The organism is Sneathiella chungangensis (assembly GCF_009882935.1).
GTDB lineage: Bacteria > Pseudomonadota > Alphaproteobacteria > Sneathiellales > Sneathiellaceae > Sneathiella > Sneathiella chungangensis.
In genome coordinates, this window is sequence record NZ_WTVA01000001.1 from 256,652 (window position 1) to 271,826 (window position 15,175).

A 15,175-nucleotide genomic window follows, 5' to 3' on the forward strand; every position below is an offset into this window, starting at 1 on the left:
TTTATTCCGTATCCGTTTTAATGAAATTATAGACAGGCAGCCGGATCAGTACCTTGCTGCCCTCTTCCGACGACTCGAACTCCGCAATCCCGCCGTGATCGCCGACGATCTTGGCGACGAGAGCGAGGCCCAGCCCGCTGCCGCCTGCCTTGGTCGTGACGAAGGGATCGAAAATATGCGGCAGGATCTCTTCCGGTATGCCGGGGCCGTTATCCTGCACCCCGACTTCGAGCGGCAATTGAACCTTTTCCTGCGCACCTGGCACCGCCAGGCGGATGCCGTGACGATAGGCAGTGCTGAGGGTGATCTCGCCGCCGTCTTCGGGCGCCGCCTCGACCGCGTTCTTCACAAGATTGAGCAGCACCTGGATCAACTGGTCGCGATTGCCATAGACAAAGGGGAGCGAGGGATCGTAATTTTCACGAAAGGTAACATTCCGCCCGAAACCGGCTTCGGCGACGCGGCGGACATGTTCCAGCACTTCATGGATATTGACCGCGTCCCGATCAATCGGCCGGTCGTCGGAAAAGGCCTCCATGCGATCGACAAGCGCACAGATGCGGTCCGTCTCGTCGCAGATAAGGCGGGTGAGCGCCCGGTCGGCATCGGAGGCATTCATCTCGAGCAACTGCGCCGATCCACGAATGCCTGAAAGCGGGTTCTTCACTTCATGGGCTAGCATGATCGCCATGGCCGTCACCGAACGGGCGGCACCCCGATGGGTCAGCTGGCGGTCCATCTTCGCGGCGATCGTCCGTTCCTCGATCTGGACAACGACATTGGACGTGCCATAGAGCAGGAACGCCTGGAGATTGACGTTCTTGATGCCGATTTTCGGCGTGCCGAGGTCGACGCCATATTCCGATACATAATCGCCCATCGCCCGGACCTGCTCGATCAGGCCGATGAGGGGGCTGTCGAAAGGCACGATTTCATTTACCGTCATGCGCAGCAGCTTCTTCGCCGAAAGCGCAAAAAACTCCTCCCCCGCCGGGTTGGTCATGCAGATATAGCCGTCGTCATCGACGACGATCAGCGGATCGGGAAGCGCATTTAGCACGGAGAGCGCATCGACATCCGTCTTCTTGCGCTTCGTGCTGCTAAAAGGATTAGAAAGGGCCATGTTACGCGCTTTCCTTCATTTGCAGGGCCTCATAAAAACAATCGATTTCGCGGCGCACCTGGTGGCGGTCAGTGAGACGCACGACGGTCTGGCGGAAACTCTCCCCGCCGGGCAGCCGTTCCGTATACCAGCCGAGATGTTTCCGCGCGACGCGAACGCCGACGTCCTCGCCATAAAGCGCAAGCAGCGCGTCATAATGCTCGAGCAGGATATCCTTCTGTTCCGCATAGTCCGGATCGGAAATACGCGCGCCGCTGTCAAGAAAGGCGGCAACCTGCGCGACGAACCAGGGGCGGCCATAGCAGCCGCGGCCGATCATCACGCCATCGGCGCCGGACTGCTGCCGGGCAAGCGCCGCATCCTCCACCGTCTGAATATCGCCATTGACGATCACCGGAAGGGAAACGGCGCGCTTGACCTCGCCGATAAACCGCCAGTCCGCCCATCCCTTGAAAAACTGGCAACGGGTCCGGCCATGCACGGTGAGCATCCGGATACCGCATTCCTCAGCGATGCGGGCAAGTTCCGGCGCATTGCGGCTCTCGTCATCCCAGCCGGTGCGCATTTTGAGCGTGACCGGAATATTCACCGCCTTGACCGTCGCATCCAGAATTCCCGCCGCATGGTCCAGATCGCGCATAAGCGAGGACCCGGCCATGCCGGAGGTAACTTTTTTCACCGGGCAGCCCATATTGATATCGATAATCCGCGCGCCCATATCCTCGTTGAGCTTCGCCGCCTCCGCCATGATCTCGGGATCGCAGCCGGCGAGCTGGACTGCCATCGGCTGATCATCCTTCTCTGAGCGGACGATACGCAGCGAGCGGCGGGTTTCCGCGACCATCGCCTTGCTGGCCACCATTTCGGAAAATACCAGCCCCGCCCCGTAGCGGGAGACCAGGCGGCGGAACGGCAGGTCCGTAATGCCCGCCATCGGCGCCAGCAAAACCGGAGGATCTATGGTGATGGAACCAATATGAATGACCATTTTTTATGCAAAATTTATATTGACTAATAATTAGGCACTATAGGCGGGTCTTTGCCGCACTGCAACAGATTCATTCGGATCCGGTCAATTTTATTGAACCTTTCAAATTCGCGAACTATTGTCGGCGCATGACAACAACCGCCCTTATCGTCGCTGCCGGAAAAGGCCGCCGCACCGGCCAGGAACTTCCGAAGCAATATATTGAAATTGCGGGAAAAACCATCCTCCGCCGAAGCATTGACGCCTTTCTCGAGCATCCCGACATCGATAATGTCTGCGTGGTTATCAGCGATGCCGACCGGGCGCTCTATGAAGCCGCGGTCGACGGACTCTCCCTGCTTCCGCCGGTCACGGGCGGGAGTGAGCGGCAGGAATCGGTCCACAATGGGCTCGAAAGCCTGACAGGCGCACCGCCCGAATTTGTCCTGATTCATGACGCCGCGCGGCCTTTTGTATGCCATGACCTGATCAGCCGCTGTCTCGACAGGCTTAAAGGGGCAGACGCCGTTCTCCCGTCCCTTCCGGTCATCGACAGCCTCAAGACCTTCGCGGATGAACGCATTACCGGGGCCCTCAACCGTGATGAGATTGTCGCCGCGCAGACACCGCAGGGCTTCACTTATCCCACCATCCTCGCCGCGCACCGGACCTTTGCCGGTGAGGCGCTGACCGATGACACAGCGGTGGCGACGCGCGCCGGGATAGAGGTTGCGATGGTGGAGGGCGAGTCCGGCAATTTCAAGATCACCACGGCAGAAGACATTGAGAAGGCCCGCCGGATTATCCAGAGGGACCTCACGGACATCCGGACGGGGTTCGGGTTTGACGTTCACGCCTTCACCGCAGGTGATGGCGTCTGGCTCGGCGGCATTCACATCACCCATGACAAGAAACTGAAAGGTCATTCGGATGCGGACGTTGCGCTTCATGCGCTGACCGACGCCCTGCTGGGCAGCATCGGAGAGGGCGATATCGGCACCCATTTCCCACCCTCGGACGCCCGCTGGAAAAGCGCGCCGTCCGACCGATTCCTTGCCCATGCGGCGTCCCTTGTCGCGGCCCGGGGCGGCATGATCAATCATGTCGATCTTACGGTCATTTGCGAAGCCCCGCGCATCGGCCCGCACCGCGCCGCCATGCGGAGGCGAATTGCGGAAATCCTGAACATTTCCGAGGAGCGAGTGAGCGTCAAGGGCACGACGACGGAAAAGCTCGGCTTCACCGGGCGGGGCGAAGGCATCGCCGCAGAGGCCGTCGCAACCGTGAGACTTCCCGAATGAGCAAGACGGCGCCCCTCTCCCTCTGGCATCCGGCCGTCATTCTCTCCACCTGGTTCTGGAGCGGGCTTTCCCCGAAAGCGCCGGGAACGGTCGGTTCCCTCGCCGCGCTTCCGTTCGGTATCCTGGTTTTATACTATTTCGGCGCCCCGGCGCTCGGGATGGCGTCGCTGATTGCGCTTCTCATCGGCTGGTGGAGCACGAAAATCTATCTGGAACGGACGGGAAAATCCGATCCGGGTGAAGTCGTGATCGACGAGGTCGCGGGAATCTGGCTGACCCTCCATGCGGCGGATCTGAGCCCGCTCATGATCCTGCTTGCTTTCGTGATTTTCCGCGCCCTTGATATCCTGAAACCCTGGCCCATCGGCTGGCTCGACAGGAAGGTCAAAGGCGCCTTCGGCGTCATGATCGACGACTATGTGGCGGGATTGATCGGCTCGGTCCTGCTGGTGATCATAAAAAAGGTGTATTATGGGCATTTTTAGCAATGAGATCGAAACGCTGGCAACAGACGTCCTTGAAAAATGCCGCCAGAGGAAATGGCAGCTGGCGACGGCGGAATCCTGCACGGGCGGCCTGATCGGCGGCGCGCTTACGGATATCGCCGGTTCCTCCGATGTGTTCGATCGCGGCTTTATCACCTACAGCAACAAGGCGAAGGCCCGCGTGATCGGCGTCAGCACCGAGATTTTGCGGGCCCATGGCGCGGTTTCGGAAGAGACAGCGCGGGAGATGGCGCTCGGCGCGTTAAAAACGGCGGGCGCTGATATCACTGTCGCGGTGACCGGCATTGCGGGCCCCGGCGGTGGCGGTCCCGACAAACCGGTCGGCCTCGTTCATTTTGCGGTCGCGACCGAAGAAGGCATCGCGGAGCATCGGAAGATGGAATATGGTGATATTGGCCGGTCGGAAGTCCGCCTCGCCACCGTCAAAACCGCGCTGGAAATGCTGCGCGACGCCCTCAGCCGTTAGTCGGTCGCGGCGCCGGGGCAGCGGGAGCGCCATACAGATCCCGCGCCCGGCCCTCAAAAGCAGTGATCATGCGGGTCACCGCCTCGTTGAACAGCATGCCGATGGTCTTTTGCAGGATCATTGAGCGAAATTCGAAATCGACGAAAAAATCCACTTCACATCCATCGGGATGATCGTTGAACTGCCAGTGATTATTGAGGTAGCGGAAGGGCCCGTCCATATATTCCACGTCGATCCGCATATTCTCCTCGTCAAGCGTCACTTTCGAGGTGAATTTCTCCCGGAACAGCTTGAACCCGATCACGAGGTCGGCAAGAACTACATTATCCCTGCGCTCCTTGATCCGCGAACCGATGCACCAGGGCAGGAATTCATTATATCTGTCAATCGCCGCGACCAGATCGAACATTTCTTTGGGCTTATAGGGAAGTACCCGCTTTTCGGCATGTGTCGGCATACTCTACTTTTTACCCATACACGGCATTGACGTTACTTGGCAGCGTTCGCCCGCTCCCGCGCGGCTTTGAGTTTCGCAAAATCCTCACCCGCATGATGGCTGGAACGTGTGAGCGGAGACGCGGAGACCATCAGGAAGCCCTTAGCATAGGCCTGTTTTTCAAGAACCGCAAATTCATCCGGCGTGACAAAACGGTGAATGGCGTGATGCTTGATCGTCGGTTGCAGATACTGGCCGATGGTAACGAAGTCAATGCCGGCAACACGCATGTCGTCCATCACCTGCCCGACCTCGTCCTTGTCTTCCCCAAGCCCGACCATCAGGCCGGATTTGGTGAACATGTTCGGGTCCAGCTCCTTCACCCGCTCCAAAAGGCGGAGGGAATGGTAATAGCGCGCGCCAGGCCGGACAGAGGGATAGAGCTTCGGCACCGTCTCCAGATTATGATTGAAGACATCAGGCTTGGCCGCAACAACGACCTCTAAAGCCCCGGGTTTCTTAAGAAAATCAGGTGTCAGAATTTCAATGGTGGTGTCCGGCGCCGCCTCGCGGATCGCCTGGATAACGTCGGCGAAATGCTGCGCGCCGCCATCCTTCAGATCGTCCCGGTCAACGGAGGTGATCACCACATGATTGAGCCCCATAGTCTTGACCGCCGTCGCCACATTTGTTGGCTCAAACGGATCAAGCGTATTCGGCTTGCCGGTGGCAACATTGCAAAAGGCGCAGGCCCGTGTGCAAATCTCCCCCATGATCATCATGGTCGCATGTTTCTTCGCCCAGCATTCGCCGATATTGGGGCAGGCCGCCTCCTCGCAGACCGTGGTGAGATTGAGGCCCCGCATCAACTCCCGCGTCTCATGATATGTTTTCGAGACAGGCGCCTTTACCCGTATCCAGGCGGGCTTGCGCTGGATCGGATTATCGGGCCGGTTCACCTTTTCCGGATGTCGCACCCGTTTCAATGGCGTAGTCTCGTTCATCATATCACCTCGCGAGGGAAAGACCTTGACGACCTTATAGCCTAGAAATGGATCGCTTTACCATAGGCGTCAAGCACGGATTCATGCATCATCTCCGAAAGCGTCGGATGCGGGAAGATCGAATGCATCAACTCGACTTCGGTCGTCTCCAGCGTTTTGGCGATGCCATAGCCCTGAATAAGCTCGGTCACTTCCGCGCCGACCATATGCGCGCCCAGCATCTCGCCCGTCTTGGCATCGAAAATCGTCTTGATCAGCCCCTCCGGCTCGCCAAGCGCGATGGCCTTGCCATTGCCGATAAAGGGGAAGCGCCCGACTTTTAGCTCATAGCCCTTGGCCTTCGCCGCCTCTTCCGTGAGACCGACGGAGGCAACCTGCGGATGACAATAGGTACAGCCCGGAATGTTCGCCGTATTGAGCGGATGCACATCCTTTTCCCCGGCGATCTTCTCGACACAAATCACCCCTTCATGGGAGGCTTTATGCGCGAGCCAGGGCGGACCCGTCAAATCGCCGATGGCATAGACGCCGGGCTCTCCCGTCCGGGAATAGTCATCGACGACCACATGAGTCTTCTCGACCTTCACCTTGGTGCCCTCAAGGCCGATATTCTCGACATTGCCGACAATCCCAACGGCGAGGATCACCCGATCGAAGGTGTCGGAGGAAGTTTTGTCTTTCTTGTCCTTGAAGGTGGCGGTGACCGTATTGCCCGATTTCTTTAGCTCGGACACCGTCGTGCCCTTATGGATCGTCATCCCCTGCTTCTTGAAGGATTTCTCGGCGAAGCTGGAAATCTCCGCATCTTCCACCGGGAGGATCCGGTCCATCACCTCAACGACTGTCACATCGGAGCCCAAGGAATTGAAAAAGCTTGCGAATTCAATTCCAATCGCGCCGGAGCCGACAACCAGCAGCTTCTTCGGCGTCACATCTGGTACGAGCGCTTCCTTATAGGTCCAGATCAGCTTGCCGTCGGGTTCAAGGCCGGGAAGCGTCCGTGCCCGGGCTCCGGTCGCGAGAATGATATGCTTGGCGGATACGGTGGAGACTTTCTTGCCATCCTTTGAAACATCGACCTTGCCCGAGCCTGCCAGCTTGCCATGGCCATCAATGACAGTGACCTTGTTCTTCTTGAGAAGATGCTGCACGCCGCCGGAAAGCTGCCCCGCCACCTGACGGGAGCGTTCCACGGTTTTCTTGATGTCCACCGACGCGCCCTCGACCTTGATGCCGAACGCGTCCGCATGCTTGATCAGATTATAGATATCCGCGGTCCGCAGCAGCGCCTTGGTCGGGATACAGCCCCAGTTGAGGCAGATACCGCCGAGATGCTCCCGTTCGATGACCGCCGTCTTCATGCCGAGCTGCGCCGCCCGGATCGCCGCCACATAACCGCCCGGACCGGACCCCACGACAACCAGGTCAAAATTCGTATCGCTCATAATCCGGTTCCTCTATAGCATCATGGTCAAGGGTTCCTGGATGTAGCCCTTGAAATGTTTCAACAATTCCGCGCCAAGCGCGCCATCGATCACCCGGTGATCGCAGGAGAGCGTCACGCTCATCATATTCGCCATGGCGAGCGCGCCCTCTTTTACGACCGGGCGCATTTCACCGGCACCGATGGCGAGGATCGCCGCCTGCGGCGGATTGATCACGGCGGAAAATTCCTTGATCCCGAACATCCCGAGGTTGGAGATCGAGAAGCAGCCGCCCTGATATTCCTCCGGCATCAGCTTGCCTGCCTTCGCCTTGTTTGCCAGCTCTTTCATCTCGTTCGAGATGGCGGCGAGCCCCTTCTGGTCGGCATTGCGAACGACCGGCGTGATCAGGCCGCCCTCGATCGCCACCGCGACGGAGATATCGACATCCTTATATTGCAGGATCTTGTCGCCACCCCAGCAGGCATTGGCCGTCGGCACTTTCCTGAGCGCAAGGGCGGAGGCGCGAATGATGAAGTCATTGACCGAAATCTTGTAGTCATCGGATCGGGCATTCAGCTCCTTGCGCATGGCCAGCAGGTTATCGAGTTCGCATTCGATGGTGAGATAGAAATGCGGGATCGTCTGCTTGGCCTCCGACAACCGCCGCGCGATGGTCTTGCGCATGCTGGTCAGCGGGATTTCCTCGTAATTTCCGGCAGGGGGCGGCGTCACCGCCTGAGCCGCGGGGGTCGGCGCGGCGGCGGCGGCAGCAGGTTGGGTCGCCGGAGCTTTCGCACCGCCCGAGGCAATGGATTTTTCGACATCCGCCTTGATAATCCGTCCATGCGGCCCGGTACCCGCGATCGCGCCGAGATCAAGCCCGGCATCCTTGGCGATGCGCCGCGCAAGCGGGCTCGCGAAGATGCGGTCCTCTGACTTCGCCGGCCCGGGCGCCGTATTTTTCGCGGGTTCGGACGCAGGGCTACTCGTTGGCGCCGCAGGCGCCGCTGGCGCGGAGGCAGGAGCCGCTTCGGCCTTTTCCTCGGTCGCCGGCTCCGGCGCATCCGCTGGTGCCGCACCGCCTCCCGCCTTATATCCGTCAAGAGCGGAGGCATCCTCCCCCTCTTCCAGGAGGATCGCTATCGGCGTATTGACGGCGACATTATCGGTTCCCGCCGGGATCAGGATCTTGCCGAGCGTTCCCTCATCGACCGCCTCGACCTCCATGGTCGCCTTGTCGGTCTCGATTTCGGCCAGGACATCGCCCGACGATACGCTATCGCCTTCCTTGGCTTGCCAGGTAGCCAGCTTCCCCTCGGTCATGGTGGGCGAAAGGGCCGGCATTGTAATGGTAATTGGCATCTTCGCCCCCTTTAATCGCGATAACAAACAGATTTAGCGGCCGCCACGACCTCGTCGGCATGCGGCAGCGCCAGTTTTTCAAGATTGGCGGCATAGGGCATCGGAACGTCCTTGCCCGTGACCCGCAGCACCGGCGCATCGAGATAGTCGAAGGCATGATGCATGATCTGCGCGGTGATTTCCGCGCCGACGCCGCTTTGCGGCCAGCCCTCTTCCACCGTCACGCAGCGATTGGTCTTGCGGACCGACGCCAGCACCGTCTCCATATCCATCGGGCGGAGCGTGCGTAAATCGATAACCTCCGCATTGATCCCGTCGCTGCTGAGCGCCTCGGCGGCCTCCAGGGCGTAGCGCATGCCCATGCCGAAGGAGACGATGGTGACATCATCGCCCGCCCGCTCGATCTTCGCCTTGCCGATGGGCAGGACAAAATCATCCATCACCGGCACCTCGAAGCTCTGGCCGTACAGGATTTCATTTTCGAGGAAAATAACCGGATTGGGATTGCGGATGGCGGCCTTCAGGAGACCCTTTGCATCGGCCGCCGTATGCGGCGCAATGACCACCAGTCCCGGCACATGGGAGTACCAGGAGGCATAGCATTGCGAATGCTGCGCGGCAACACGCGACGCGGCGCCGTTCGGACCGCGGAAGACAATCGGGCTTTCCATTTGCCCGCCCGACATATAGCGGGTCTTGGCCGCGGAGTTGACGATCTGGTCAATCGCCTGCATGGCGAAGTTGAAGGTCATGAATTCGACAATCGGGCGGAGACCGTGAAAGGCAGCGCCGACACCAATCCCGGCGAAGCCATGTTCGGTAATCGGGGTGTCGATCACGCGGCGGGCACCGAATTCATCGAGCAGGCCCTGCGTCACCTTATAGGCGCCCTGATATTCGGCGACTTCCTCCCCCATGATGAAAACGCGGTCATCTTTGCGCATTTCCTCGGCCATGGCGTCGCGTAGCGCCTCGCGCACCGTCATCTTGACCATCTCGGTGCCCGCCGGGATCTCGCCGCTGGCGTCATAGGCGTCGTGCGTCTCCTGCGTACTGACGCGCGGCGTCGGCGCGGGGGCCTCCTCTACGTCTTCCGCCTTCTCCGCCGGAGCGGGCGCGGCAGATGCTTTGAAATCGTCAAGATCACCGGCATCCTCCCCTTCTTCCAGAAGAACCGCAATCGGCGTATTGACAGCGACATTATCGGTATCGCCGGCAATCAGGATCTTGCCGATCTTGCCTTCATCCACCGCCTCGACCTCCATGGTCGCCTTGTCGGTTTCAATCTCCGCAAGCACGTCGCCGGAGCTGACGGTATCGCCCTCCTTCACCATCCAGCGGGCCAGCTTGCCTTCGGTCATCGTCGGCGACAGCGCCGGCATCAAAATTTCTGTTGGCATTTATCTTGTCCTTCTCAAGCTGATCGGCGCTCAGGCCACAACATCGGTATAAAGCTCTTCCGGTTGCGGCTCCGGACTGTTCTGGGCGAACTCGACCGCATCGGCGATGATCGCCTTGATCTTGCGGTCGACCTCCTTCAGTTCCTCCTCGGTGTTGATCTTGTCATCGAGCATGGTCTGGCGAAGATGGTCGATCGGATCATGTTCGGCGCGCTTCTTGTTGACCTCCTCCTTGGAGCGGTACTTGGCCGGATCCGACATCGAATGACCGCGATAACGGTAGGTTTTCATCTCGAGAATATAGGGCCCCTTGCCGGAACGGACCCAGTCGACGGCTTTCCGGCCCGCGGCGGCAACGGCGAAAACATCCATGCCGTCAACCTGTTCGCCCGGAACGTTAAAGCTTTCCCCGCGCTTGTAGAGCTGCGTCTGGGCCGACGAACGCTTGACCGACGTGCCCATGGCATATTCGTTGTTCTCGATCACATAAACGACCGGCAGGCTCCAGAGTTCCGCCATGTTGAAGCTCTCATAGACCTGCCCCTGATTGGCCGTGCCATCGCCCATATAACAAAGGGTGATATCGTTGCTGTCCTGGTATTTCTGGCTGAAGGCGAGACCGGTGCCGAGCGGCACGCAGGCGCCGACGATCCCGTGGCCGCCATAGAAATTCTTTTCCTTGCTGAACATATGCATGGAGCCGCCCTTGCCCTTGGAATAGCCGCCCTCACGCCCGGTGAGTTCGGCCATCACTCCCTTGGGATCCATGCCGCAGGCCAGCATGTGACCGTGATCGCGATAGGAGGTAATCACGGCATCATCGTCGGTAATGGCCGATTTCATGCCGACAACCACGGCTTCCTGTCCGATATAAAGATGGCAGAAGCCGCCGATCAGGCCCATGCCGTAGATCTGGCCTGCCTTTTCTTCAAACCGCCGGATCAGCAGCATATCGTAATAAAATTTCCGGATTTGCTCGGGCGTGAATTTCGGAGCGGATTTCTTACCGCCTCCCGCCGGTTTTTTTGCGGTGGATGCGGACGATTTTGCCCGGCTCGCAGCTTGACGTGCCATAATATCTCCCAATCATGTTTGGATCATGAAGCGTCCCTGCAGCTTCACGATGGATGCCAGATATGGGTTGAATGTGGATGACGCGACAGTATTAGACAAGCAGATTTTAAAATTTAACTTAAAATAGGTTAAATTTACAAATTTCGATTGATCATGCAAAAATTAACCGAAATATGAGTAATAAATTTCGGCAGCAAGAAACGGGACTTTGGGCATCGAACTCACGCAATAAACGAAAAGCAACAGAAAAAATAGGGACATAAAAAATCTTCCGGGCGCGCGCCCGGCTATTTCCGGTAGATGACGATCTCGTCCGGATGGGCAAGCCCCAAAACATCGCGGCTGCGTTCTTCCAGCATATCAATATCGAGATTCTCGGGTCGCAGCAACGCCACGCGCTTTTCAAGCGCCTGCTTTTCATTTTCCGTCAGCTGGTAAACCGCTTCGGCCCGGTCGATTTCATGCTGGAGCTTGAGATAGGCGAACAGGCCTCGATCCCCTTCGATCAAATGGTAGCTGAAATAGGCGACGGCCAGAATCCCAAGGATGGGTCCGGCTCCGGCCTTCGCACGCTTTCTTATCTCAAGGCTGATAATCATTTAGGGAGTGAATCAAATCCATGAGTCGAGGTCAACAGTAAAGTTGCATTGTGGATAAATTAGTTGCAAATACCCGGCTAATCGTCCGAAATCCGTTGATTATTCGGATTTTTTTCAGGAATAGGAACCGGTTTCGAACAGCCGCCCCTCTTTCTCCCGCCGCGACTTCAGGACGGGCGATACTTCCTTGCCGCTGCCAATATGAGCCCAGCGGACGAATGCGGCCAATATCCCGGTTTTCTCACCTGCATAGATCCATCGGTCCAGCTGATCGGGGACCGCTTTATAGTCACCGGCATTCAGGTCTTTCAGAAGGGTTGAGGATTTGAACGCCCCCTCGCCGACGTTATAGGCGAAGGAAACCAGCGCATCGAATTGATTTTGCTGGAGTTTCACTTTCACCGCATTATTCACCGTATCGACGGCCCATTTGACATCTTCGCAGAAATAACTGTCCGCCTCTGCCTGGGTGATGGTCTCCCCCGCCTTGACATCGCCCGTATGACCATAGCCGATGGTCATCACACCCGTTCCGTCGTTATAGGCCGTTAATCTCAGACCTTCGAACCGTTTGATAAACTCCGCCCCTTGTTTGGAAAGTTGATGCGCCATGGGTAATCTCCTGCCGATTGATACACTTCCATAAATATTACCGGCAGAAGTAATTTCAATTATTAATTGTTTTTCTATAAAAAAATACTCGTAAAAGAACTGTCGCCCTACAGAGCTTATGTTTCAGTGAGAGTGGTCCGGCGTCGCCTTTTTTTGCGCAAGCAGGATCGTATGATGGCCGCAGTCGGGATCGTCCACCCGAAAATCGATGACAGTAACGTCATGGGACGCGAGAATGGCGGTATATTCGTCAATGGAGAGGCTGGCGTGATAAACGGCGTCATCCCCGACCCGTCCGGTCTCTTCGCCATCGTCCGGCCCCACGGTTAGCATCAGCACGCCGGAGGGGACTAGATGCGCCGCGAGCTTCGGGATGACCGATCTCTGTTCCTCTCGCGTGAGGTGGAAGAAACTGTCCCAGCCGATAATGCCGTCAAACCGTTCGGGCAGTTCCAGGCTTCGCATATCCACCAGCCGCCAGTCGCCCTTGGGAAATTTTTCGCGCGCGAGGCGGAGCATGGCAGCGGAGGCGTCGGCACCGGTCAGCCTGTAGCCCTGCCCGATGATATAGCTGGCGATGGGATCGCCGGAACCGCAGCCAAGATCCAGCACGTGACCGCCGGTGGGAAGATGGGAGAGGAACTTATCTAACCAGTTCCTCTCAAACAGGATTTTTGCCCGCTCCGCGTCGAACCGGGCGGCATTGCGCTCATAAACGTCCTGCGTTCTCTTCGCAAGTTCCGCCATCGAGAGCGCCATGGACAGTTCATCCTTTCAGGATGCTGCGCCCCGCATATTCCGCGGCGTCGCCGAGCTCCTGCTCGATGCGGATCAACTGATTATATTTTGCGAGCCGGTCGGAGCGGCTGAGGCTGCCCGTCTTGATCTGGCCGCAATTGGTGGCGACGGCAAGATCGGCGATGGTAGAATCCTCGGTTTCGCCGGAACGATGGGACATAACGGCCGTGTAGCGCGCCTTGTGGGCCATCTCGACAGCCTCCAGCGTTTCCGTCAGCGAGCCGATCTGGTTGACCTTCACGAGAATGGAGTTGGCAACGCCTTTCGCGATGCCATCCGCCAGACGCTTCGGATTGGTAACGAACAGATCGTCGCCCACCAGCTGGACCTTGCCCCCGATCTTGTCAGTGAGCAGCTTCCAACCGGCCCAGTCATCCTCGCTCATGCCATCCTCGATAGAGATGATCGGATAGTCGCCGACAAGCGCGGCGTAGTAATCGACCATCTCCCCGGCTTCGAGGACCTTGCCTTCACCCTTTAGATGATATTTCCCGTCCTTGAAGAATTCGGTCGAGGCGGAGTCCAACGCGAGATAGACATCCTCGCCCGGCTTGTAACCGGCGCCTTCGATCGATTTCATAATGAAATCAAGGGCATCTCGGGTGCTGGCGATATTCGGGGCGAAGCCGCCCTCATCGCCGACATTGGTGTTATGGCCGGCCTTGGAAAGTTCTTTCTTCAGTGTCTGGAAAACCTCCGAGCCCATCCGGATCGCATCCGCGCAAGTATCGGCGGAAACCGGCATGATCATGAATTCCTGAATGTCGATGGGGTTGTCCGCATGCTCCCCGCCGTTGATGATATTCATCATCGGCACCGGCAGGGTGCGCGCCGACGCACCGCCGATATAGCGGTAAAGCGGGAGGCCGCAATCCTCCGCCGCGGCGCGGGCGAGCGCCAGGCTGACGCCGAGAATGGCATTCGCGCCGAGGCGGCCCTTGTTCTCTGTGCCATCCAGCGCGATCATCGCCCGGTCGAGGGCAATCTGGTCATCTGCATCGCGGCCCGACAGGATGTCGAAAATCTCGCCATTGACGGAGTCGATGGCCTTCAGCACACCCTTGCCGCCATAGCGGGATTTATCACCGTCGCGGAGTTCGACCGCCTCATGCGCGCCCGTGGATGCGCCGGAGGGCACGGCCGCACGGCCGAACGCGCCGCTTTCCAGAATGACATCGACTTCCACCGTCGGGTTGCCCCGGCTATCCAAAATTTCACGGCCGGTAATATCAAGAATTGCACTCATTTAACTGATTCCTGCTAATTAGAGATTTTTCGCGAGTTCATCGAATTTCTGCAAGGTGGTGAGCAGCGCCTCCATCTGATCGATGGGCACCATGTTCGGCCCGTCGGAAGGGGCGTTGTCCGGATCCTGATGGGTTTCCATAAAGACCATGGCGACGCCGACGGAAACGGCCGCACGGGCAAGAATGGGCACAAATTCACGCTGCCCGCCGGAGGACGTTCCCTGCCCGCCTGGCTGCTGCACGGAATGGGTGGCGTCAAAAACAATCGGCTGGCCGGTCTGCTCGGCCATGATGGCGAGGCTGCGCATATCGGAGACCAGCGTGTTATAGCCGAAGCTGGCGCCGCGTTCGGTGAGCAGCACGCGATTATTACCGCTGTTGATCAGCTTGTCGGCAACATTCTTCATGTCCCAGGGGGCCAGAAACTGCCCCTTCTTCACATTGATCACCTTGCCCGTCTTGGCGGCGGCGATCAGAAGGTCCGTCTGGCGGCAGAGGAAGGCGGGTATCTGCAATACATCCACCGCATCGCCCAGCTCCGCACAATGTTCCGGCAGATGCACATCGGTCAGCACCGGAATGCCGTATTCGCTCCGGATTCGCTGAAATACGGGGATCGCGCCGTCGAGGCCGAGGCCCCGCTCCGCGTTCAGCGACGTCCGGTTCGCCTTGTCGAATGACGTCTTGTAGACGAGCCCCATGCCGAGTTTCTTCGTCATCTCATGAAGTCGGCCCGCCATGTCCATTGCATGGATCATGCTTTCCATCTGACAGGGCCCGGCGATCAGCGCGAGCGGCAGGTCGTTGCCAACCGTGATATTACCGATTTGGACGTGATGGTTTTCGCTCATGC

At 58.4% G+C, this 15,175-nt stretch carries 16 protein-coding genes; 3 read left to right on the forward strand and 13 right to left on the reverse strand.

The features are described 5' to 3' along the window. Nucleotide 1: 1 nt before the first annotated feature. Both GQF03_RS01210 and dusB read right to left on the reverse strand, forming a co-directional pair. Complete coding sequence (locus tag GQF03_RS01210) at nt 2-1,123, reverse strand: two-component system sensor histidine kinase NtrB (RefSeq protein WP_161337360.1); 1,122 nt, start codon at nt 1,121-1,123, stop codon at nt 2-4. A gap of 1 nt (nt 1,124) precedes the next feature. Beyond that, nucleotides 1,125-2,111 (reverse strand): tRNA dihydrouridine synthase DusB, encoded by a 987-nt coding sequence (gene dusB, locus GQF03_RS01215; RefSeq protein WP_161337361.1) that lies wholly within the window; start codon nt 2,109-2,111, stop codon nt 1,125-1,127. A gap of 128 nt (nt 2,112-2,239) precedes the next feature. Between dusB and GQF03_RS01220 the strand changes: the two genes are divergently transcribed. Genes GQF03_RS01220 through GQF03_RS01230 form a run of 3 tightly spaced genes read left to right on the forward strand, consistent with a single transcriptional unit; the run spans nt 2,240 to nt 4,363 of the window. After that, complete coding sequence (locus GQF03_RS01220) at nt 2,240-3,391, forward strand: bifunctional 2-C-methyl-D-erythritol 4-phosphate cytidylyltransferase/2-C-methyl-D-erythritol 2,4-cyclodiphosphate synthase (protein WP_161337362.1); 1,152 nt, start codon at nt 2,240-2,242, stop codon at nt 3,389-3,391. Then, complete coding sequence (locus GQF03_RS01225; protein ID WP_161337363.1) at nt 3,388-3,876, forward strand: phosphatidylglycerophosphatase A family protein; 489 nt, start codon at nt 3,388-3,390, stop codon at nt 3,874-3,876. The genes GQF03_RS01220 and GQF03_RS01225 overlap by 4 nt, the downstream gene beginning before the upstream one ends. After that, entirely contained in the window at nt 3,863-4,363 is a 501-nt protein-coding gene (locus tag GQF03_RS01230; protein WP_161337364.1) for a CinA family protein, read from the forward strand. The genes GQF03_RS01225 and GQF03_RS01230 overlap by 14 nt, the downstream gene beginning before the upstream one ends. Here the strand turns inward: GQF03_RS01230 and GQF03_RS01235 are convergent. The 11 genes from GQF03_RS01235 to kdsA form a co-directional block, all read right to left on the reverse strand. Then, nucleotides 4,353-4,820, reverse strand: coding sequence for a type II toxin-antitoxin system RatA family toxin (locus GQF03_RS01235; RefSeq protein WP_161337365.1), 468 nt, complete (start codon nt 4,818-4,820; stop codon nt 4,353-4,355). The genes GQF03_RS01230 and GQF03_RS01235 overlap by 11 nt on opposite strands. Before the next feature lie 32 nt (nt 4,821-4,852). Next, nucleotides 4,853-5,806, reverse strand: coding sequence for a lipoyl synthase (gene lipA / locus GQF03_RS01240; protein WP_161337366.1), 954 nt, complete (start codon nt 5,804-5,806; stop codon nt 4,853-4,855). A 38-nt stretch (nt 5,807-5,844) separates the two neighbouring features. Next, nucleotides 5,845-7,248, reverse strand: a complete 1,404-nt coding sequence (gene lpdA / locus GQF03_RS01245) for a dihydrolipoyl dehydrogenase (protein ID WP_161337367.1) — start codon at nt 7,246-7,248, stop codon at nt 5,845-5,847. A gap of 12 nt (nt 7,249-7,260) precedes the next feature. After that, complete coding sequence (locus tag GQF03_RS01250) at nt 7,261-8,592, reverse strand: pyruvate dehydrogenase complex dihydrolipoamide acetyltransferase (protein ID WP_161337368.1); 1,332 nt, start codon at nt 8,590-8,592, stop codon at nt 7,261-7,263. A gap of 11 nt (nt 8,593-8,603) precedes the next feature. After that, nucleotides 8,604-9,992, reverse strand: coding sequence for a pyruvate dehydrogenase complex E1 component subunit beta (locus tag GQF03_RS01255; RefSeq protein ID WP_161337369.1), 1,389 nt, complete (start codon nt 9,990-9,992; stop codon nt 8,604-8,606). A 30-nt stretch (nt 9,993-10,022) separates the two neighbouring features. Beyond that, complete coding sequence (pdhA, locus tag GQF03_RS01260; RefSeq protein ID WP_161337370.1) at nt 10,023-11,066, reverse strand: pyruvate dehydrogenase (acetyl-transferring) E1 component subunit alpha; 1,044 nt, start codon at nt 11,064-11,066, stop codon at nt 10,023-10,025. A gap of 287 nt (nt 11,067-11,353) precedes the next feature. Then, nucleotides 11,354-11,665: an FtsB family cell division protein gene (locus GQF03_RS01265; RefSeq protein WP_161337371.1), complete on the reverse strand. Its 312-nt coding sequence runs from the start codon at nt 11,663-11,665 to the stop codon at nt 11,354-11,356. 114 nt (nt 11,666-11,779) lie between these two features. Beyond that, nucleotides 11,780-12,277, reverse strand: a complete 498-nt coding sequence (locus GQF03_RS01270) for a lysozyme (RefSeq protein WP_161337372.1) — start codon at nt 12,275-12,277, stop codon at nt 11,780-11,782. Between the two features lie 123 nt (nt 12,278-12,400). Next, nucleotides 12,401-13,036, reverse strand: coding sequence for a class I SAM-dependent methyltransferase (locus tag GQF03_RS01275; protein WP_161337373.1), 636 nt, complete (start codon nt 13,034-13,036; stop codon nt 12,401-12,403). A 7-nt stretch (nt 13,037-13,043) separates the two neighbouring features. Continuing rightward, the gene (gene eno, locus GQF03_RS01280; RefSeq protein ID WP_161337374.1) at nt 13,044-14,321 is read right to left on the reverse strand and encodes a phosphopyruvate hydratase; all 1,278 of its coding nucleotides are present in this window, start codon (nt 14,319-14,321) and stop codon (nt 13,044-13,046) included. An 18-nt stretch (nt 14,322-14,339) separates the two neighbouring features. Then, nucleotides 14,340-15,173: a 3-deoxy-8-phosphooctulonate synthase gene (gene kdsA / locus GQF03_RS01285; protein ID WP_161337375.1), complete on the reverse strand. Its 834-nt coding sequence runs from the start codon at nt 15,171-15,173 to the stop codon at nt 14,340-14,342. Nucleotides 15,174-15,175 lie beyond the last annotated feature (2 nt).

What these genes read in the sequence shown, in the direction of transcription:
- GQF03_RS01235 (WP_161337365.1), bottom strand. Translation starts at nt 4,820, where the DNA reads ATGCCGACACATGCCGAAAAGCGGGTACTTCCCTATAAGCCCAAAGAA.
- eno (WP_161337374.1), bottom strand. Translation starts at nt 14,321, where the DNA reads ATGAGTGCAATTCTTGATATTACCGGCCGTGAAATTTTGGATAGCCGG.
- GQF03_RS01210 (WP_161337360.1), bottom strand. Translation starts at nt 1,123, where the DNA reads ATGGCCCTTTCTAATCCTTTTAGCAGCACGAAGCGCAAGAAGACGGAT.
- GQF03_RS01270 (WP_161337372.1), bottom strand. Translation starts at nt 12,277, where the DNA reads ATGGCGCATCAACTTTCCAAACAAGGGGCGGAGTTTATCAAACGGTTC.
- GQF03_RS01230 (WP_161337364.1), top strand. Translation starts at nt 3,863, where the DNA reads ATGGGCATTTTTAGCAATGAGATCGAAACGCTGGCAACAGACGTCCTT.
- GQF03_RS01255 (WP_161337369.1), bottom strand. Translation starts at nt 9,992, where the DNA reads ATGCCAACAGAAATTTTGATGCCGGCGCTGTCGCCGACGATGACCGAA.
- kdsA (WP_161337375.1), bottom strand. Translation starts at nt 15,173, where the DNA reads ATGAGCGAAAACCATCACGTCCAAATCGGTAATATCACGGTTGGCAAC.
- GQF03_RS01275 (WP_161337373.1), bottom strand. Translation starts at nt 13,036, where the DNA reads ATGGCGCTCTCGATGGCGGAACTTGCGAAGAGAACGCAGGACGTTTAT.
- dusB (WP_161337361.1), bottom strand. Translation starts at nt 2,111, where the DNA reads ATGGTCATTCATATTGGTTCCATCACCATAGATCCTCCGGTTTTGCTG.
- GQF03_RS01265 (WP_161337371.1), bottom strand. Translation starts at nt 11,665, where the DNA reads ATGATTATCAGCCTTGAGATAAGAAAGCGTGCGAAGGCCGGAGCCGGA.
- GQF03_RS01220 (WP_161337362.1), top strand. Translation starts at nt 2,240, where the DNA reads ATGACAACAACCGCCCTTATCGTCGCTGCCGGAAAAGGCCGCCGCACC.
- lpdA (WP_161337367.1), bottom strand. Translation starts at nt 7,248, where the DNA reads ATGAGCGATACGAATTTTGACCTGGTTGTCGTGGGGTCCGGTCCGGGC.
- pdhA (WP_161337370.1), bottom strand. Translation starts at nt 11,066, where the DNA reads ATGGCACGTCAAGCTGCGAGCCGGGCAAAATCGTCCGCATCCACCGCA.
- GQF03_RS01250 (WP_161337368.1), bottom strand. Translation starts at nt 8,592, where the DNA reads ATGCCAATTACCATTACAATGCCGGCCCTTTCGCCCACCATGACCGAG.
- lipA (WP_161337366.1), bottom strand. Translation starts at nt 5,806, where the DNA reads ATGATGAACGAGACTACGCCATTGAAACGGGTGCGACATCCGGAAAAG.
- GQF03_RS01225 (WP_161337363.1), top strand. Translation starts at nt 3,388, where the DNA reads ATGAGCAAGACGGCGCCCCTCTCCCTCTGGCATCCGGCCGTCATTCTC.